General features: G+C 73.9%; 9 protein-coding genes and 13 pseudogenes. 11 read left to right on the top strand and 11 right to left on the bottom strand.

Translation table 11 applies throughout. From position 1 onward, the window contains the following. Positions 1–681 precede the first annotated feature (681 nt). The 3 genes and pseudogenes from UK94_RS55165 to UK94_RS55155 form a co-directional block, all read right to left on the bottom strand. Positions 682–1485: serine/threonine-protein kinase (locus UK94_RS55165; protein ID WP_235488306.1), on the bottom strand; the 804-nt coding region annotated here is incomplete at its 3' end. A 185-nt stretch (positions 1486–1670) separates the two neighbouring features. Continuing rightward, positions 1671–2686, bottom strand: a pseudogene (locus UK94_RS55160) (SMP-30/gluconolactonase/LRE family protein); the annotation flags it as partial. 1 nt (position 2687) lies between these two features. After that, on the bottom strand, positions 2688–4502 hold a 1815-nt coding region (locus UK94_RS55155), incomplete at its 3' end, for a serine/threonine-protein kinase (RefSeq protein ID WP_235488305.1). A gap of 334 nt (positions 4503–4836) precedes the next feature. On the opposite strand from UK94_RS55155, the pseudogene pgi (UK94_RS55150) reads away from it, so the two are divergent. The 6 genes and pseudogenes from pgi (UK94_RS55150) to UK94_RS16800 all read left to right on the top strand — a co-directional run. Continuing rightward, positions 4837–5327 (top strand): annotated as a pseudogene (gene pgi / locus UK94_RS55150) (glucose-6-phosphate isomerase); the annotation flags it as partial. 6 nt (positions 5328–5333) lie between these two features. Next, a pseudogene (gene pgi / locus UK94_RS55145) lies at positions 5334–5881 on the top strand (glucose-6-phosphate isomerase); the annotation flags it as partial. Between the two features lies 1 nt (position 5882). Then, positions 5883–6214 (top strand): annotated as a pseudogene (gene pgi, locus UK94_RS55140) (glucose-6-phosphate isomerase); the annotation flags it as partial. A 1-nt stretch (position 6215) separates the two neighbouring features. After that, positions 6216–6501, top strand: a pseudogene (gene pgi / locus UK94_RS55135) (glucose-6-phosphate isomerase); the annotation flags it as partial. 104 nt (positions 6502–6605) lie between these two features. Further along, a pseudogene (locus UK94_RS55130) lies at positions 6606–6704 on the top strand (anti-anti-sigma factor); the annotation flags it as partial. 1 nt (position 6705) lies between these two features. After that, on the top strand, positions 6706–6947 hold a 242-nt coding region (locus UK94_RS16800), incomplete at its 5' end, for an STAS domain-containing protein (protein ID WP_235488304.1). Between the two features lie 45 nt (positions 6948–6992). Here the strand turns inward: UK94_RS16800 and UK94_RS16795 are convergent. Next, a complete protein-coding gene (locus tag UK94_RS16795; RefSeq protein ID WP_011601323.1) occupies positions 6993–7448 on the bottom strand; it encodes a hypothetical protein in 456 nt (151 codons plus the stop codon). Positions 7449–7649: 201 nt separating this feature from the next. On the opposite strand from UK94_RS16795, the gene UK94_RS16790 reads away from it, so the two are divergent. After that, positions 7650–7973: a hypothetical protein gene (locus tag UK94_RS16790; protein WP_095212794.1), complete on the top strand. Its 324-nt coding sequence runs from the start codon at positions 7650–7652 to the stop codon at positions 7971–7973. Positions 7974–8010: 37 nt separating this feature from the next. Here the strand turns inward: UK94_RS16790 and UK94_RS55125 are convergent. The 7 genes and pseudogenes from UK94_RS55125 to UK94_RS16770 all read right to left on the bottom strand — a co-directional run. Next, a pseudogene (locus UK94_RS55125) lies at positions 8011–9159 on the bottom strand (guanylate cyclase); the annotation flags it as partial. A 1-nt stretch (position 9160) separates the two neighbouring features. Continuing rightward, positions 9161–10597 (bottom strand): annotated as a pseudogene (locus tag UK94_RS55120) (AAA family ATPase); the annotation flags it as partial. Position 10598: 1 nt separating this feature from the next. Further along, positions 10599–11217, bottom strand: a 619-nt coding sequence (locus UK94_RS55115; RefSeq protein WP_313949523.1) for an adenylate/guanylate cyclase domain-containing protein, incomplete at its 3' end; no start/stop codon positions are given. Positions 11218–12166: 949 nt separating this feature from the next. Continuing rightward, positions 12167–12807, bottom strand: a pseudogene (locus UK94_RS16775) (ATP-binding cassette domain-containing protein); the annotation flags it as partial. A 1-nt stretch (position 12808) separates the two neighbouring features. Continuing rightward, positions 12809–12943 (bottom strand): annotated as a pseudogene (locus UK94_RS55110) (ATP-binding cassette domain-containing protein); the annotation flags it as partial. A 1-nt stretch (position 12944) separates the two neighbouring features. Further along, a partial coding sequence (locus UK94_RS74145) for a hypothetical protein (protein ID WP_268761410.1) occupies positions 12945–12987 on the bottom strand: 43 nt, incomplete at its 3' end. 121 nt (positions 12988–13108) lie between these two features. Beyond that, a complete protein-coding gene (locus UK94_RS16770) occupies positions 13109–13519 on the bottom strand; it encodes a MarR family transcriptional regulator (protein ID WP_235488348.1) in 411 nt (136 codons plus the stop codon). A gap of 150 nt (positions 13520–13669) precedes the next feature. On the opposite strand from UK94_RS16770, the gene UK94_RS16765 reads away from it, so the two are divergent. From UK94_RS16765 to UK94_RS55095, 4 genes and pseudogenes are all read left to right on the top strand, one after another. Beyond that, positions 13670–14332, top strand: a complete 663-nt coding sequence (locus UK94_RS16765) for a nitroreductase (protein ID WP_011601330.1) — start codon at positions 13670–13672, stop codon at positions 14330–14332. Further along, positions 14333–15229, top strand: a pseudogene (locus UK94_RS55105) (DHA2 family efflux MFS transporter permease subunit); the annotation flags it as partial. A gap of 1 nt (position 15230) precedes the next feature. Next, positions 15231–15510 (top strand): annotated as a pseudogene (locus UK94_RS55100) (MFS transporter); the annotation flags it as partial. A 1-nt stretch (position 15511) separates the two neighbouring features. Further along, positions 15512–15820: pseudogene (locus UK94_RS55095) on the top strand (MFS transporter); the annotation flags it as partial. Positions 15821–15856 lie beyond the last annotated feature (36 nt).

The following is a 15856-nucleotide window of genomic DNA, read 5'->3' as shown; positions in this document are numbered from 1 at the left end:
GACCGCCACCCCGGCCGGGTCCTGTAGGTCGGCGGCGAGGGACGGGCCGCCGTCACCGATCACCGGTGATGGGGACGGCGACGGTGATGGTGCGTCGCCGGTCGGCGTCGGCCGCGGCCCGCTGCCGCCGATGCGGTCGGCGCGGCCGGCGGAGGTGAGCCGGACGACCTGGCCCTGCCCGGTGCCGACGCCGGGGTCGGTGAGGTAGAGCGACCCGTCGGCGCCGAGGGTGAGGCCGCCGGCGTCGGACAGCCCGGCGAGGGTGACCGGCGCGCCGGCGTAGGCGGGACGCCGGTCGCCGTCCCCGCCGCCGAACGCCCCGAGGCCGACGAGCAGCCCGGCCGCCACGGCAAGCGCACCCACCGCCGCCACCGAGATGACCACCAGCCGCCGACGGCCACCCCCTCGCGCCCGCCGTCGGCCCTGTCCGCCTCGCGCGGGGGCGCCGGTGCGGTGCAGATCGGCTGCGGCATCGCCGTGGGGGTGGGGGGGACTGCCGGAAAGCGGGGCGGTGCCGGAAAGCGGCGCGGCGGCGGGACGTGGAGTGGTGGGGTGGTGGCCCGCTGCGGAGAGCACGTCGTCGGGGAGGCGGACCGGGATGCCGCTCGCGGCCAGCCAGCCGGGGCCGAGCGTGGCGGTCATCGCGGCGGCCAGGCGCACCGCGAAGTCGAGGGCGGATGNCGGGCGCCACGAGGGTTCCTTCGCCATGGCCGAGGCGATCACGTCGGCGACCGGCCCCGGCGCCTCGGTGAGGGGCAGCGGCGCCACCGACAGGTGGTGGTGCAGCAGCGCGGCGACCGGCAGGTCCGGCGGGAAGGGCGAGCGGCGCGCGAACAGCTCGTACAGGACCACGGCGAGGGAGTAGAGGTCGGTGCCCGGACCGAGCCGCCCACCGGTGATCTGCTCCGGCGCCATGTACCGCGGGGTGCCGACCAGCCCGGTCGTGGTCGCCGCGGTCGCCTCGACGATCTTGGCGATGCCGAAGTCGGTGACCTTGGGGACGCCGTCCCCGGTGAACAGCAGGTTGTCCGGCTTCACATCGCGGTGCAGCACGCCCCGCCCGTGCGCGGCGGCCAGGGCCACCGCCGCCGCGACGCCGATCGCGCCCACCTGCGCCGGACCGGTCGACAGCCGGCTCCGACGGCGCAGGCTGCCGCCGGTGAGCTGCTCCATCACGAGCAGGCACAGCCCGTCGCACTCGACGTAGTCGTAGATGCGCACGACGTGGGGATGGTCCAACCCGGCCAGCACCCGCGCCTCGGCGAGGAACCGGGCCCGCAGATCGTCGGCACCGCTGGCACCGGCGGCACCGCTGGCACCGCTGGTGCCGCCCGGGTCCAGCAGCACCTTCACCGCGACGATGCGGTCGATGAGCCGGTGCCGGCCGGCGAGCACCGCGCCGAAGCCACCGCGGCCCAGCTCGCCGCCCAGTTCATAGCCGGGCAGTGCGGCGGCCACGCGGCCGGTGTCCACCTGTTCCGTCATCGGGTCCGGGACGGGCGGACCCCGCCGTGCACGGTGGGAAGGAAACGCCGCTCCGTCATGGTGGGCATCTGTCGATTTCCTTCCGCAGAATTCGGAGCACGTCCCGTCTCCGGGCGGGCCCGGCCGGGCGATGGCCCCNGACGGCCGGCTCAGCCCGGCTGGGCGATCGTCGCGATCGTGCCGGNCGGGTCGATGCGCCGGACCCGGTCGTTGCCGTTGTCCGCGACGTACACGGCGCCGCTGCCGTCGACCACCACCGAGCTCGGGTTCTTGAACTGGGCGGCCGTCGCCGGGCCGCCGTCGCCGCCGGAGCCCTCGGTGCCGGTGCCCGCGATGGTGGTGATGATGCCGTTCGGGTCGATCTTCCGGACCCGGTTGTTGTTGTAGTCGGCGATGTAGAAGGTCTCCCCGTCCGGCCCGATCGCCAGGGATGGTTTGTTCAGCTTGGCCGACCGGGCCGGGCCGCCGTCGCCGGTGTAGCCGGCCTCACCGGTGCCGGCGATCGTGCTGATGATGCCGTCCGGGGTGACCTTCTGGATGGTCTCGCTGGTGAGATCGACGAAGTAGAGCGTGCCGTCGTCGGTCATCGTGATGTCGTTCGGGCCGTCGATCCTCGCCTGGGTTGCCGCGCCGCCGGCACCGGTGTAGCCGGCGACGCCGGTGCCCACGTACGTCGTGATGATCCCCGCCGGGTCGATCTTCCGGATGCGGTGGTTGTCGTAGTCGGAGAAGTACACGCTGCCGTCGGGTCCGGTGGTCACCTTCTCGGCGCTGTTGAGCTGGGCCGCGGTGGCCGGGCCGCCGTCGCCGCTGTAACCCGCGGTGCCGGTGCCGGCGACCGTGGAGATCACCCCGGCGGGCGTGACCTTGCGGATGCGGTTGTTCTTCGCGTCTCCGATGTAGATGTTTCCGGCCTTGTCCCGGGCGGTGGAGCCCGGACCGTCAAGCTGGGCCGCGGTGGCCGGGCCGCCGTCGCCGCTGTAACCCGCGGTGCCGGTGCCGGCGACCGTGGAGATCACCCCGGCGGGCGTGACCTTGCGGATGCGGTTGTTCTTCGCGTCTCCGATGTAGATGTTTCCGGCCTTGTCCCGGGCGGTGGAGCCCGGACCGTCAAGCTGGGCCGCGGTGGCCGGGCCGCCGTCGCCGGCGATCCCGCCCGCGCCGGTGCCCGCGAAGTCGTCCGCGGCACCGGTCGGGGTGANCTTCTGGATTCGGTCCGTGGCCAGGCTGGACACGAGCAGCGACCCGTCGGGTTCGAGGGCGAGGCTGTACGGGCTGAGCCCCTGCACGGACAGCGCCTGCCCGCGGTACGCGGAGGCGACCCGAGGGGCGGCCGAGTCGACCGGGTCGTCGCCTCCGCCGCCGGAGGTCGCCACGGCCAGGACGATGCCGACGGTGGCCGCCACGACGAAGGCGAAGACGATGCCGCCGATGATCCAGGAGGCGCGGATGCGCGTGCCCGCGGTCTGGTGGTGCCCGGCCTGCCGGGTCGGGTCGAGCGGCATGCCGCCCGGGCGCGGGCCGAACTGCGCGCCGCCCGGTCCGCCGGCCCCGGGCGTGCCGCCGTAACCACCGCCCAGGGGGCGTGGCGGCGGCGTGTACGGCGCGGGCGTGTTCCCCGGCGGGTATCCGCCCCACCCGCCTGGTCCGGGCCCCTGGTTGCCCCGCACCGTGGGGGCGCCGGTGAACCCGGGGCCGCCGGGGTCACCGAGCCCTCCGGGGCCACCGCCGGAACCCGGCTGGCCGCCGAAGCCGGCCGGGGCGCCGGGAGGCCTCTGGTGGCCGCCGGGCCTCTGGTAGCCGCCCATCCCCGGCCCGCCCATCCCCGGTCCACCAGCCCCAGCCCCGAAAGGCCCAGCTCCGGAAGGCCCAGCGCCAGATCCGGCGAGCCCCGGTCCAGGCACGCCAGGTCCAGGCCGGGCTCCGCTGCCGCTGGGTCCGCCCGGGCCGCCGGGTCCGCCGGGGCCGCTGGGTCCGCCGGCCCGGCCCGGGCCACCGGCGCTGCCGGGGTGGCCGAACGCGCCCGGACCCGCCGGGTAGCCGGGGCGGGCCGGGCCGGATCCGCGGGCGGGTCCGCCCGGGTAGCCCGGCGCGCCCGAGAGCGGCGGTCGCGGGGTGGTCGAGACCCCGAGCGCCGCCTCGCGGATCTCGTCGTCCACCCGGACCTTGATCTCCGACCGGGACAGCCAGTTCGGCCCGAAGGCCCGGCTGCCGGCGCGGGCGAGTTCGAGGGCGAAGTCGGTCGCGTCCGCGAACCGGGCGTTCGGGTCCTTCGCCAGCGCCCGCATGATCACGGTGGAGATCGGCGGCGGAACCGTGGTGAGCGGCTCCGGCATGATGGTCAGGTGGTGGTGGGTGAGCGGCTGCACCGCCATCTGGCGGCCGAACAGGGGCCGGCCGGCGATCATCTCGTAGAGCACCCCGGAGAGGGCGTAGAGGTCGGTCGACGGGAACAGTCGTACGCCCATGATCTGTTCGGGGGCCATGTACCGCGGGGTGCCGAGGATCGCGCTGGCGGTCGTCTCCGCCCCGTCGAAGATCTTGGCGATGCCGAAGTCGGTGACCTTGAGCAGGCCGTCCCCGGCGAACATGATGTTGTCCGGCTTGACGTCGCGGTGCAGCACGCCCTGCGTGTGCGCGTTGGCCAGGGCCGCGGCGGCCGCCAGGCCGATCGAGCAGGTCGTCTCCGGGGACACCGGACCCGCGCTGATCCGCTGCTTGAGGGTGCCGCCGGAGAGCAGCTCCATCACCAGCAGGCAGGTGCCCTCGTGCTCCACGTAGTCGTGGATGCGCACGATGTGCGGGTGGTCCAGTTCGGCCAGCACCCGGGCCTCGGCCAGGAAACGGGCGCGCAGATCGGCGTCGTCGGAGGTGTCCAGCAGGATCTTGATGGCGACCTTGCGGCCGATGAGCCGATGCTGGCCGGCGAGCACGAGCCCGTAGCCGCCCCGGCCCAGGTCGCCCTCGACGGTGTAACCCGGAAGCGCCGCCTCCACGAGTGATCTGTCAATCAACAAGGTTCAGATCCGTCCGTTAACGCCGTCGGGCAGCCCGCCGCACCGCCGTCCCCGTCCCGACCGCGGCATCCTGGCCTGCAATGACGCCTTCGTCGGGTTCCTGGCGATCCTACGACCACGACCTTCCCATTCGGCCGCCCGTCCGGGGGCGCCCTGTGACGTCGGATCGGCGACATGTGCATGCTGCTGGGGCCGACGAGTGTCGGCGCCGCCACGGTCCGGATGATGCGACAGGTGTCGGGATGACGGGCAGGAGTCCGGATGACGTGCCACGGACACCGATGGTGGTTGTGGCGGCAACGTGTTGAACCTGCGAGGAAGGGCGTCCCACGTCATGTCGACAACCGAGCCCGCCGCTCTGGCAGCTCCGCCCGACATCACCGCGACGGAGGAATGGACGGCGCTGAGGGCGCATCTGCGCGAGTTGTCCGAGGTGTCCCTGCGGGATCTGTTCGACGCCGATCCCACCCGGGGTGAGGCGTTCACCGCCGAAACGGACGGCCTCTATCTCGACTACTCCAAGAACCGGCTGACGGCGCGCACCGTCGAGCTGCTCGTGGCGCTCGCCCGGCGGGCCGGGCTCGCCGAGCGCATCGAGGCCATGTTCCGCGGCGAGCGGATCAACGTCACCGAGAACCGGCCGGTGCTGCACGTGGCGCTGCGGGCCCCGGCGGGAACCCGCATCGAGGTCGACGGCGTGGACGTGGTGCCCGAGGTGCACCGGGTGCTCGACCGGATGTCCGCGTTCGCGGACACGGTGCGTTCGGGGACGTGGCGTGGGGCGACCGGCGAGCGGATCACCACCGTCGTCAACATCGGCATCGGNGGCTNCGATCTGGGCCCGGCCATGGCCTACGAGGCGCTGCGCGACTACTCCGACCGGGGGATCGCGGTCCGCTTCGTCTCCAACGTCGACCCGACCGACGTCTGGGAGGCGACGGTCGACCTCGACCCGGCGCGAACCCTGTTCATCGTCGCGTCGAAGACGTTCACCACCCTGGAGACGCTCGCCAACGCGCGGGCCGCCCGTTCCTGGCTGACGGCGGCCCTCGGGGAGGACGCGGTTTCCCGGCATTTCGTCGCGGTCTCGACGAATGCCGAGAAGGTTGCGGAGTTCGGCATCGACACCGAGAACATGTTCGAGTTCTGGGACTGGGTGGGCGGCCGGTACTCGGTCGGCTCGGCGATCGGACTCTCCGTGATGATCGCGATCGGGCCGGCGGCCTTCCGGGAGTTCCTGGCCGGGTTCGCCGCACTGGACACGCACTTCCGGACCGCGCCGTTCGAGCGAAACCTGCCCGTGCTGCTCGGGCTGATCGGCGTGTGGTACCGCGACTTCCACGGATTCGCCGCGCACGCCGTGCTGCCCTACAGCCAGTNCCTCGACCGTTTTCCCGCCTATCTGCAGCAGCTCGACATGGAGAGCAACGGCAAGAGCGTCGATCTCGCCGGCCGGCCCGTGGGGACACAGACCGGCCCGGTGGTCTGGGGTACGCCGGGGACGAACGGTCAGCACGCCTACTACCAGCTCCTGCACCAAGGGACGACGATCGTCCCGGCCGACTTCCTCGGCTTCGTCCAGCCGAACCACCCCGGCGTGGGACCGGCGGACGGTCCGGACCAGCACGCGCTGCTGCTGGCCAACTTCCTCGCCCAGACCGAGGCCCTCGCCTTCGGCAAGACCGCCGAGGAGGTGGCGGCCGAAGGGGTGGNGCCGGAACTCGTTGCGCACCGGACGTTCCCGGGCGACCGGCCGACCAACACCCTGCTCGCCCCGAAGCTGACCCCGTTCGTGCTCGGGCAGCTCATCGCGTTGTACGAGCACAAGGTGTTCACCCAGGGGACGGTCTGGGGCATCAACAGCTTCGACCAGTGGGGCGTCGAGCTCGGCAAGGTGCTCGCCGGGCGGATCGTGCCCGAGCTGACGGGCCCGAACTCCCCGGCGCCCCGTCATGACAGCTCCACGAACGCGTTGATCAGGCGGCTGCGCGGCGCCTGAGGGCCGCCGGACAGGCACCGGGCCGACCTCGCCATGTTACTCTCCGTAACAGTTCCGGGGGGGTCGGCCCCGCACGGTGACGAGAATTTCGGGGGGCGGGCAGCATGCGGGTCGACGCCGGAGCCCTGACCATGTCCGTGCGGCGGTCGGGCGAGGACGTGGTCATCGAGCTCGCCGGCGAGCTCGACACCGCCGGCCGGCTGNGGTTCCGGGAGCAGATCGGCGAGCTGCTGGGCCGGGGCGGGGGGACGGTGACCGTGGACGTCGCGGGCCTGCGCTCGATCGACATCCCGGGGCTCGCCGCCCTGCTCCGGGCCGATCTGCTGCTCCGCCGCGTGCACTGCGAGCTGCGGATCTCCTCGCCGACCCCGGCGTTCGCCGCTCTGGTGCACGAGACCGGCCTGGACGGTCGCCTACGCGTCGGCGAGGCCGCTCGCCGACACTGAGCGGCCCGGCCCGGCCCGGCGCGGGCTGAATGGCTACTGCCGCCGTCAGCCCGCCAGCGATGGGGGGCTCGCGGGAGCCGGCTGGGGGCGGTCCAGCGGGTGGGTGTGGGCGGCCGAAACCGCGGCGGAGCTCGCCACGGCGGCCGCCATGCTGGAGTCCAGGGCAGGCGCCAGGGCGGACGTCGCGGTGATCCGCGGGGCGCGGGCGCCGTCGTCCGCCATCACTGTCCGTAGCGTGAAGCGCAGGGGAGCGGTGGGGACGTCATCTGTCCGGAAGTGGCCCACAAGTGCCGAATGTGCCGGGAGCCCGGCGCCGGCGGGGCCGTCGGTGCCGCCCGCGGTCGCGGACCCGACCACGGTGGCGGCCTCCTCGGCCACCCGGGACAGCATGCTGCGTGAACCGATCAGTTTCTTCTCGATCCCACCCATCATCAGCATTCCAGCCATGACGAGAAGCGGAAATCCGAGCACCATCAGCAGGACGGGTGGTGTGAGACTCACCGAAAGACCCCCAGGCCGACTTACGGATCCGACCGACGCCGCCGGCGCCGTACCGTATGCCTTCCCATCGACCCCGGTTGCTCACATCCGGGCGGCCATCTCACCCGACCCGGGTATCCCCCGGGGTGGGGTGGAAGGTCACCGATCTGTCCACCCCCGGTACTGTTCCCGCGGACGGTTCGCTCGTACGCTTCGAACAACATGTCTGTGCGGCCCGTACCGTTGCCCGCCTACAGCGGCCGTCCCTGGGTCGGTGATGCGGACCTGCTGGCGCGGCTTCACCTGCTCACCGAGCAGGTCGACTACGCCCTCGCCGAGATCGTCCTGCGCCGCGCCGCCTACCGGCGGGCCTGCGAGGAGGAGGCCGACTGGCAGTGGTCGCCGTCCGGCGTCGAGGCGCTGAGCCGGCCGGCGGTCGCCGAGGCGCTCGCCCGGCAGCTCGCCGCGGTCGACCGGCTGCGGCTGTGGGCCCAGGAGCTGCACTGGTTGCAGGAGCAGGCCCGGCTGCGCGGCCTGCTGCGCTGAGCGCGGGACGCGCCCGCGCCCTCGGGTCCCCGGCTTCTCAGCCGGACAGCGACGACGGCCGGTCGAGGGTCTCGAACAGGCGGCGCCCGAGATTCGCCGCCGCGACGTTGCCGCGGTGCAGGTACCGGGCGATGCCGGCCTCCATGCTCTCCGCGGCGTCGTCCTTGCGCCCGGCCCGGTAGAGCACCTCCGCCCGCGACAGCAGCGCGTGGCCCTGTCCGTCGATGTCGTCGGTGCGCCCGGCGAGGTCGACGGCGGTGTCGGCGAAGCGCAGCGCCTCCGCGTCCCGGCCGCGCAGGGACAGCAGCCGGGCGTGCACCCCGCACCAGCCGGCCTGGGCGGGTAGCTGGTCGGCCGCGGCGGCGTCCCGGCAGCGGGTCACGTACTTGCCGGCGTCGTCGACCTTGCCGAGGCGCACCAGCACGTCCGCCAGCGCCGCGGCGCGGTTGGCCAGCAGCGCCCGCTCCCCCATCCGGGACAGGGCCCGGCAACTGCGGCGCAGCTCCCGCTCGGCGACGGTCAGCTCGTCGGCGAGCAGGGCCACCCGGGCGACGACGAACCCGCCGTGGAGCGGATCGGCCCGCGGGGCCCGCAGGTCGTGGACGATCTCCTCGGCGGCCTTGAGGTGGATGCGCGCGCCCTCCAGGTCGCCCGACATCGCGGTGAGGACGGCGAGCTGGGCGAGCAGGGCGCGGCGCAGCGCCCGGTCGTCCCCGGCCGCGTCGAGGGCCTCCCCGGCGCGCGCCAGGCTGCTCGCGACCGGCCGCGGCCCCCAGCTCGTCAGCAGCGTGAGTTCGCGGCGCAGCGACTGCGCCGCCCGCGGCACCCCGGACTCCTCGGCGTGGCGCACGGCGTTCTCCATCGCCCGCTCGGCCGCGGCGAACTGGCCGGCGGCCAGATAGGCGTTGGCCTGGCTGCGGCAGGCCAACGCCGCGCCGACGTCGTCGCCGGAGCGGACGAAGTTGGCCAACGACGCGGCGGCCTCGGTCAGCGTGGTGGCGACCAGGCCCTCCGGGTCGGTGGAGAACAGCACCCGCAGGTGGGCGAGCCGCGCGTGCGCCCGCAGCCCGTCCTCCCCGGCGCGCCGGGCCCGCTCGGTGACCTGGCGCAGGATGCGTTCGGCGTCGGAGAACCGGCCGAACGAGTACAGCGCCCAGCCGAGGTCGATCTCGGCGCGCAGCCGCAGNGGGTCGGTCTCGGGCAGCAGGGTGATGGCTCGCTTGAGCAGCTGGGCGGCGCCGGTCTCGTCGCCCTGACGCACCCGGTCGGCGGCCTCGATGAGGCAGGTCGCCGCGGACCGGCCCAGCTCGATGGTCTCCGCGTCCCGCTGGCCGATCTCCACTCGGTAGCGGAACGCCTGCTCCAGGTGGTAGCCGACGAGCTCGTCGTGCTCGCCCGGGCCGCCGACGAGGCGGGCCTGCAGCCAGTGGGCGAACTGCTGGTGCAGGTCGGCGCGGCGGCGCTTGGCGGTGGACTCGTAGGCGCAGTCGCGCAGCAGCACGTGCAGGAACCGGAAGGCCTCGACGCCCGGCAGATCCGAGCGGTCGGGGTGGACCAGCTCCTTGCGGACCAGGTTCAGGCAGTGCACGGCGACCATCGACCGCTCGGCCGGATCGGACAGGTCGATGACGGCGTCGAGGTAGAAACGCTCCCCGACGACGGCGGCACGTTCCAGCACGCGGCGCTCGGGCGGGTCGAGGCGGTCGAGCCGGGCGGCGAGCAGCGAGGAGATCGTCGGCGGCACCGTCACGTTGCGCAGGCTGCCGGTGGCGATCCACCTGCTGCCCTCCCGGCGCAACAGCCCGTCGTCGACGAGGGCGGCGACCATCTGCTCGACGAACAGCGGGTTGCCGGCAGCCGAGGTGGTGATCCGGGTGACCAGCGCCGGGTCGAGGTCGTCGGAGCCCATGAGGCTGTGGATGAGGCGCTGGCAGCGGGCCTCCGTCAGCGGGGCGAGCAGCATCGAGGTGGCGTTGAACTTGCCGCCGCCCCAGTCGCGGCGGTCCTCCAGCAGCTCCTGGCGGGCCAGGCAGAGCAGCATGATCGGTGCGTCGCGGGACCAGTCGGCGATGTTCTCGATCAGGTCGAGCAGCGTCTGCTCGGCCCAGTGGACGTCGTCGAACCACAGGATCAGCGGCCGGCGCGCCGCCAGGGCCTGGAAGAACGAGCGGACCGCCCAGAAGCTCTCCTGCGGGCCCAGCTCGGCGCCGCCGAGCCCCACCAGCGGGGCGAGCGCCTCGACGATCTCGGCGGCCTGCCCGACGCCGTCGAGCAGCTCGCGCAGCCGGCGGCGGCCGTCCGGGGCGGACTCGTCGGCGGTCAGTCCGGTGGCCTGGCGCACCATCTCCATCAGGGGCCAGTAGGCGATGCCCTCGCCGTAGGACAGGCAGCGGCCGGTGAGGACGGTGGCCCGGGTGGCCATGGACGTGCAGAACTCGCCGACCATCCGGGACTTGCCGATGCCCGCCGAGCCGAGCACGGTGAACAGGTGGCAGGCGCGTTCCTCGACGACCGCCTCGAACGCGTCCTGCAGGCGGCGGCGCTCCCGGTTGCGGCCGATCACCGGCGCGGTGAAGCCGTGGATCTGCGCCCGGCTGCCGGGGCCCGCCGTCGGGTCGACCAGGNCGGTGAGCCGGTGCACCCGCAGGGGGTCCCGCTTGCCCTGCACGACCAGCGGTCCGAGCGGGGTCACCGTGACGCTGTGGCGGATGAACCGGTGGGTGGTGTCGCCGATGAGGATCTCGTCCGGTGGCGCGGCGCTCTCCAGCCGGGCGGCGACGTTGACCGCGTCCCCGGTGACGCCGCCACCGGCGACGGTGACCTCGCCGGTGTTGATCCCGATCCGCACCCGCAGCCGCAGGCCCCACTTCTCCTGCAGATCGGCGTTGAGCGCCTCCATGGCGGCCCGGATGTCCAGCGCCGAGCGCACGGCGCGCAGCGCGTCGTCCTCGTGCAGCACCGGGATGCCGAAGACGGCGAAGACGGCGTCGCCGATGAACTTCTCGACCGAGCCGCCGTGGTTGTAGATCACCTCGCGCACGGTGGTGAAGAACCGCCACATCACCTGCTGCAGCGGTTCCGAGTCGATCTTCTCGCCGATGTCCGTCGACCGGGCGATGTCCACGAACATGATCGTTACAGTCTTGCGCGCCCCGCTTCCGGCGGTGGGCAGGGGGTTCCCACACCCGGAACAGAAGCGCGCCCGCTCGGGGTTGTCCTCCGCGCATGTCGGGCACGGCACCATGTGCCGGATGGTAGGCCGATCTCGGGCCGGCGCGGTGGGGGATGCGCCTACCCGACGCGTCGGAGGTGATCCGTCCCACACCGGTGCCACACTTCCGTCCCGTCCGTGCGGTGGGACCGTGGGGCGCGGCGACCGGTCCGGACCGCGGGGGCCGCCGGCCGCCGGGCGCGATGCCTCGATCATGAGGACAGGTCCCGTCCCACCGCGAACAGCCCCGCGGCCAGGGCAAGGATCCCCCAGCCGACGGCACTCACCAGGGCGGNGGTCTCGAGTTCGGAGGTCGGNCAGGCCAGCACGCCCAGCGGGGCGGTGACCGGCCCGCGGAAGCGGGTGGCGTCCAGCAGCGGTTCGAACGCGCCGCAGCCGCCCAGGGCGAGCAGCGCGCCCGTCGACCCGCGCAGCAGGGTGCCGACGCCCACTCCGACGGCGCCCGCCGCGCACACGGTGACGGCGACGACCCCGTAGGCCGCGGCGACGTCGGCCGGCCGGTCGAGATGCATGCCGGGCCCGCCGTGGCGGACGGCGCCGACGACGAGCCAGCCGGCGAACAGCGCCGCGCTCAGGACCAGGCCGACCGCGGCGACGGTGAGGTACTGGGCGATCGTGATCCGGCGGCGCCCCGGAACGGCGAGGAACGCCAGGGCCGCCGTCCGGTGGCGGTACTCCTGCGCGACGATGAGGACACCGAACGCCATCACCGTGTAGGCGGTGAACAGCCCCGAGCGCGACCGCAGCCCGTTCCAGGCCGCCTGCGCGTTCTGGCCGGCCCACAGCATCGGCGGCACGTGCAGGATCACCATCGCCGTCAGGGCGACCGGCTGCCAGCGGCTGCTCGCGACCTTGAACAGCTCGGTACGCACCAGCAGGCCCACCCCGGCCTGTCGTCCGGGCATCTCAGCGGGCACCCTGCGGTGACACCGCCGGGCCGGGTCCCGCCGACCCGGCGGCNTCGCCGGGGTGGGTCAGCGCGAAGTAGATCTCCTCCAGGTCTTGGCCGTGCGTGTGCAGTTCGACGAGCGCGATCCCGTGCCGGGCGGCGATCCGGCCGACCTGCTCGGCCGTCCCGGCAGGCAGCCGCAGCTCGTCGCGCTCGACGCCGCTGGGGACCAGACCCTGCTCCGCGAGCAGGCCGGCCAGGCGCGCCGCCTCGGGGGTGCGCACCTCGACGTGCCCGCCGCCCAGCCGGTCCACGGGCGCGTCGAGCACGACGCGACCCCGGCTGATGATCACGATGTGGTCGACGGTCTGGCTGACCTCGGCGAGGACGTGGCTGGACAGCAGCGCGGTGCGCCCCTGCGCCGCCCACGACCGCAGGAACCCCCGTAACCACCGGACGCCCTGCGGGTCCAGGCCGCCGGTCGGCTCGTCGAGGATGAGCAGCGCGGGATCGCCGAGCAGGGCCGCGGCGAGCGCCAGGCGGCCCCGCATGCCGAGGGAGAACCCGCCGGTCGGACGGTCCGCGGCGGCGTCCAGGCCGACCGTCGCCAGGACCTCGTCCACCCGGCGCCGGCCGACGCGCAGCGGCATCGCCAGGGCGCGCAGGTGGTCACGGGCGCTGCGGCCGGGATGCGACGCGTTGTCCAGCACCGCNCCGACCCTGCGAGCGGGATGATCGAGGTCACGGTAGGCGCGACCGAACACCAGGGCCGCACCGGAGGTCGGGGCCACCAGGCCCAGCAGGGCGCGCAGCGTCGTCGTCTTCCCGGAGCCGTTCGGGCCGAGGAAGNCGGTGACGTCGCCCTCGCGAACCGCGAAGCTGATCGTCCGCACGGCGTGGTGCGACCCGTATCGCTTGGTCAGGCGGTCTACCTGGACGACGGCGGTGACGGGAGCCTCCCGGCGGATCGTCCGATCGCGGCGGTCTCTACGGTAACCGCTCGCTGCCCCTGCCCTACCGTTGGGCTGCCCCGGAACGGGTGGATCCGGGCGGGGCGGGTACGTGCCGCGGGATGGACGCCAGCAGCTCGACGAGCTGGTTCCGCTGCGCCGCGGTGAGATGCCGGGTGAAGCCGGCCACCGTCTCCGCCCGCCGCCGGCGGCCGACGGCGAGCGCCTCCCGGCCCGCCGGGGTGAGCGCCAGCAGCACCGCCCGCCGGTCGGTGGGATGCGAGCGGCGCGCCACCAGACCGTCCGACTCCAGACCGTCCACCGTCTCGGTCATCGTCCGGGGCGCCACCGCGACCGCGTCCGCGAGGTCGCGCAGCCGGCACGGACCGGTGTCCGCAAGCAGCTGCAGGACCTTGAACCGGCGCAGGGTCAGCCCGACGCTCGCCCGCAACGCCTCGTCGACCGCGTGCCGCACCTGGTGGCCGGCGGNCAGCAACAGGNTCACGACCTCGTCGCCGGTGTCCGNTGGCGGCATCCGGGCGTCCTCCTCGTCTACGGTGGCGGTGGCGTTATCTTAGGCTGGTACTCCTCATAGTGAGGGTACCTCGTCAATGAAGGAGTCCCCGTGGATGCCCTCGCCTGCCTCATGACGCGTCGCACCGCGACCCGACTCGTCGAACCCGGGCCGACGACCGAGCAGCTCGCCGTCCTGCTCAGCGCCGCCACCACGGCGCCCGACCACAAGATGCTGCGGCCGTGGCGGTTCGTCGTCGTGCGCGGCGACGCGCGCTCCACCCTCGCCGGCGCCATCGCCGCGGCGGCGCAGGCCGTCGGCACCCTGCCCGAACCGGTCGTGCGCAAGGCCGCCGGCAAGGCCACCCGCTCCCCGGCGCTCATCGCCGTCGTCGCGGCCCGCGTCGAGTCGAAGGTGCCCGTCGCCGAGCAGGACGCCTCCGCCGCCGCCGCGGCGCAGAACATCTGCCTGGCCGCCCACGCCCTGGGCCTCGCCTCGGCCTGGAAGTCGGTCCCGCTGCCGGACAGTGCGCAGGTCCGGGCGGCCTTCGGGCTGGCCGAGGGCGAGGAGCTGGTCGGCTGGGTCGAGCTCGGCACGCAGGCCGAGGCCGTGCCGCTGCCTCCCCGGCCCGCGGTCCCGCTCGACCAGGTCGCCGCCGAGCTGGCCGTGGACGGGGCCCTGCGGCCCGTCGTCGCGGCCGTCCCCGACCAGGCCGCGGCGACTGCCGGGGCGGCGCGGCCGATCGGTTCGGCGAGCCCTGGCCCGGTCGGGTAGATGGCCGCGATCCGCGTGCCGCGCCCCGCCGACCAGCGGACGGTCGTCGCCGTCGTCTTCGTGGCGACGATGTTTCTCGCGATCATGGACGCGACGATCGTCAACGTGGCGCTGCCGTCGATCGCCACCGATCTGGGAACCGGCACCGACTCCATCGACACGGTCGTGACCAGCTACCTGGTCAGCCTCGCGGTGGTCATCCCAGCGTCGGGCTGGCTCGCGGACCGTTTCGGCGCCCGGCGGGTCTTCCTCGCCGCCCTGACCGTGTTCACCGTTGCGTCCGCGCTGTGCGCCACCGCGGGCGACGTCGGGCAGCTCGTCGGCTGGCGGATCCTGCAGGGCGTCGGCGGCGGCCTGCTCACCCCGGTGGGCACGACGAAGCTCTACCGGGTCTACCCGCCGCAGCAGCGCGCCCGCGCGGCCCGCGTCATGATGATCCCGACCGCGGTCGCCCCGGCGCTCGGCCCGGTGCTCGGCGGCCTGCTCACCGACGGCCTGTCGTGGCACTGGGTGTTCCTCGTCAACGTGCCGCTCGGGCTGGCCACGCTGCTGTACGGGCTGGTGTTCCTCGCCGACGTCCCCGCGACGGCGGCGCGCGGGTTCGACCTCGTCGGCTTCCTGCTCGCCGCGGGTGGGCTGGCCGGCATCCTGTACGCCGTGTCGACCGGCCCGTCCCACGGATGGGGATCGCCCGCGGTGCTCCTCACCGGCGCCGCCGGCCTGGTGGCGACCGCCGCGATGATCTACTGGGAGACGCGGGTGCCGCACCCCGTCCTCGCCCTGGAGATCATGAAGAACCGGATCTTCCGGATGAGCAACCTCGTCATGACCTTCGGCGTGATGGCCTTCATGGCCCTGCTCTACCTGGTGCCGCTGCTCGCCCAGGCGATCGAGGGCNCCAGCTCCACCAGGGCCGGGCTCCTGGTCTTTCCCGAGGCCGTCGGCGTCATGATCGGTTCGCAGGTCGCCGGCTCGCTCTACCCTCGGATCGGGCCACGGCGACTGCTCGCCGGCGGTCTGGCCGCGGCCGCCGTGACCATCGGGCTGTTCGCCGCGGTGACCATCTCGGCGTCGCCGTGGACGCTGCGCACGCTGATGTTCCTCGCCGGTTTCGCCATGTCGTTCGTCTTCCTGTCGACCCAGACGGCAGCCTTCGCGACCATCACCCCGATGCGCACNGGCGACGCCTCGGCGCTGTTCAACGCCCAGCGGCAGCTCGCCTCCGCGTTCGGCGTCGCGCTCGTGGCCACCGTTCTGGCGCTGCCCGACGCGGGCTCCGCCGCAGCCGGCGCGTTCGCGCGACGTTGGGTCTTCCTCGTCCCCGCGACGCTCGCGTTGGTGGGTGCGGTGCTTGCGTTGTTCATCCGTGACGCGGATGCCTCCGCGACGATGCGCAGCGTTGCCCAACGGGTTCCCACCTCGCCGGGAACGGGCCCGGACGGCCCAGTTCCCGCCAAGTTGCCCCGGCGGGAGCGGGAGGCTACCTAAGCTGGACCGGGGGCCTTGGTCGGCCGGGCCCGAAAC

The organism is Frankia sp. AvcI1 (assembly GCF_001420875.1).
Taxonomy (GTDB): Bacteria; Actinomycetota; Actinomycetes; order Frankiales; family Frankiaceae; genus Frankia; species Frankia alni.
This window is presented reverse-complemented; position numbering and strand designations above follow the sequence as displayed.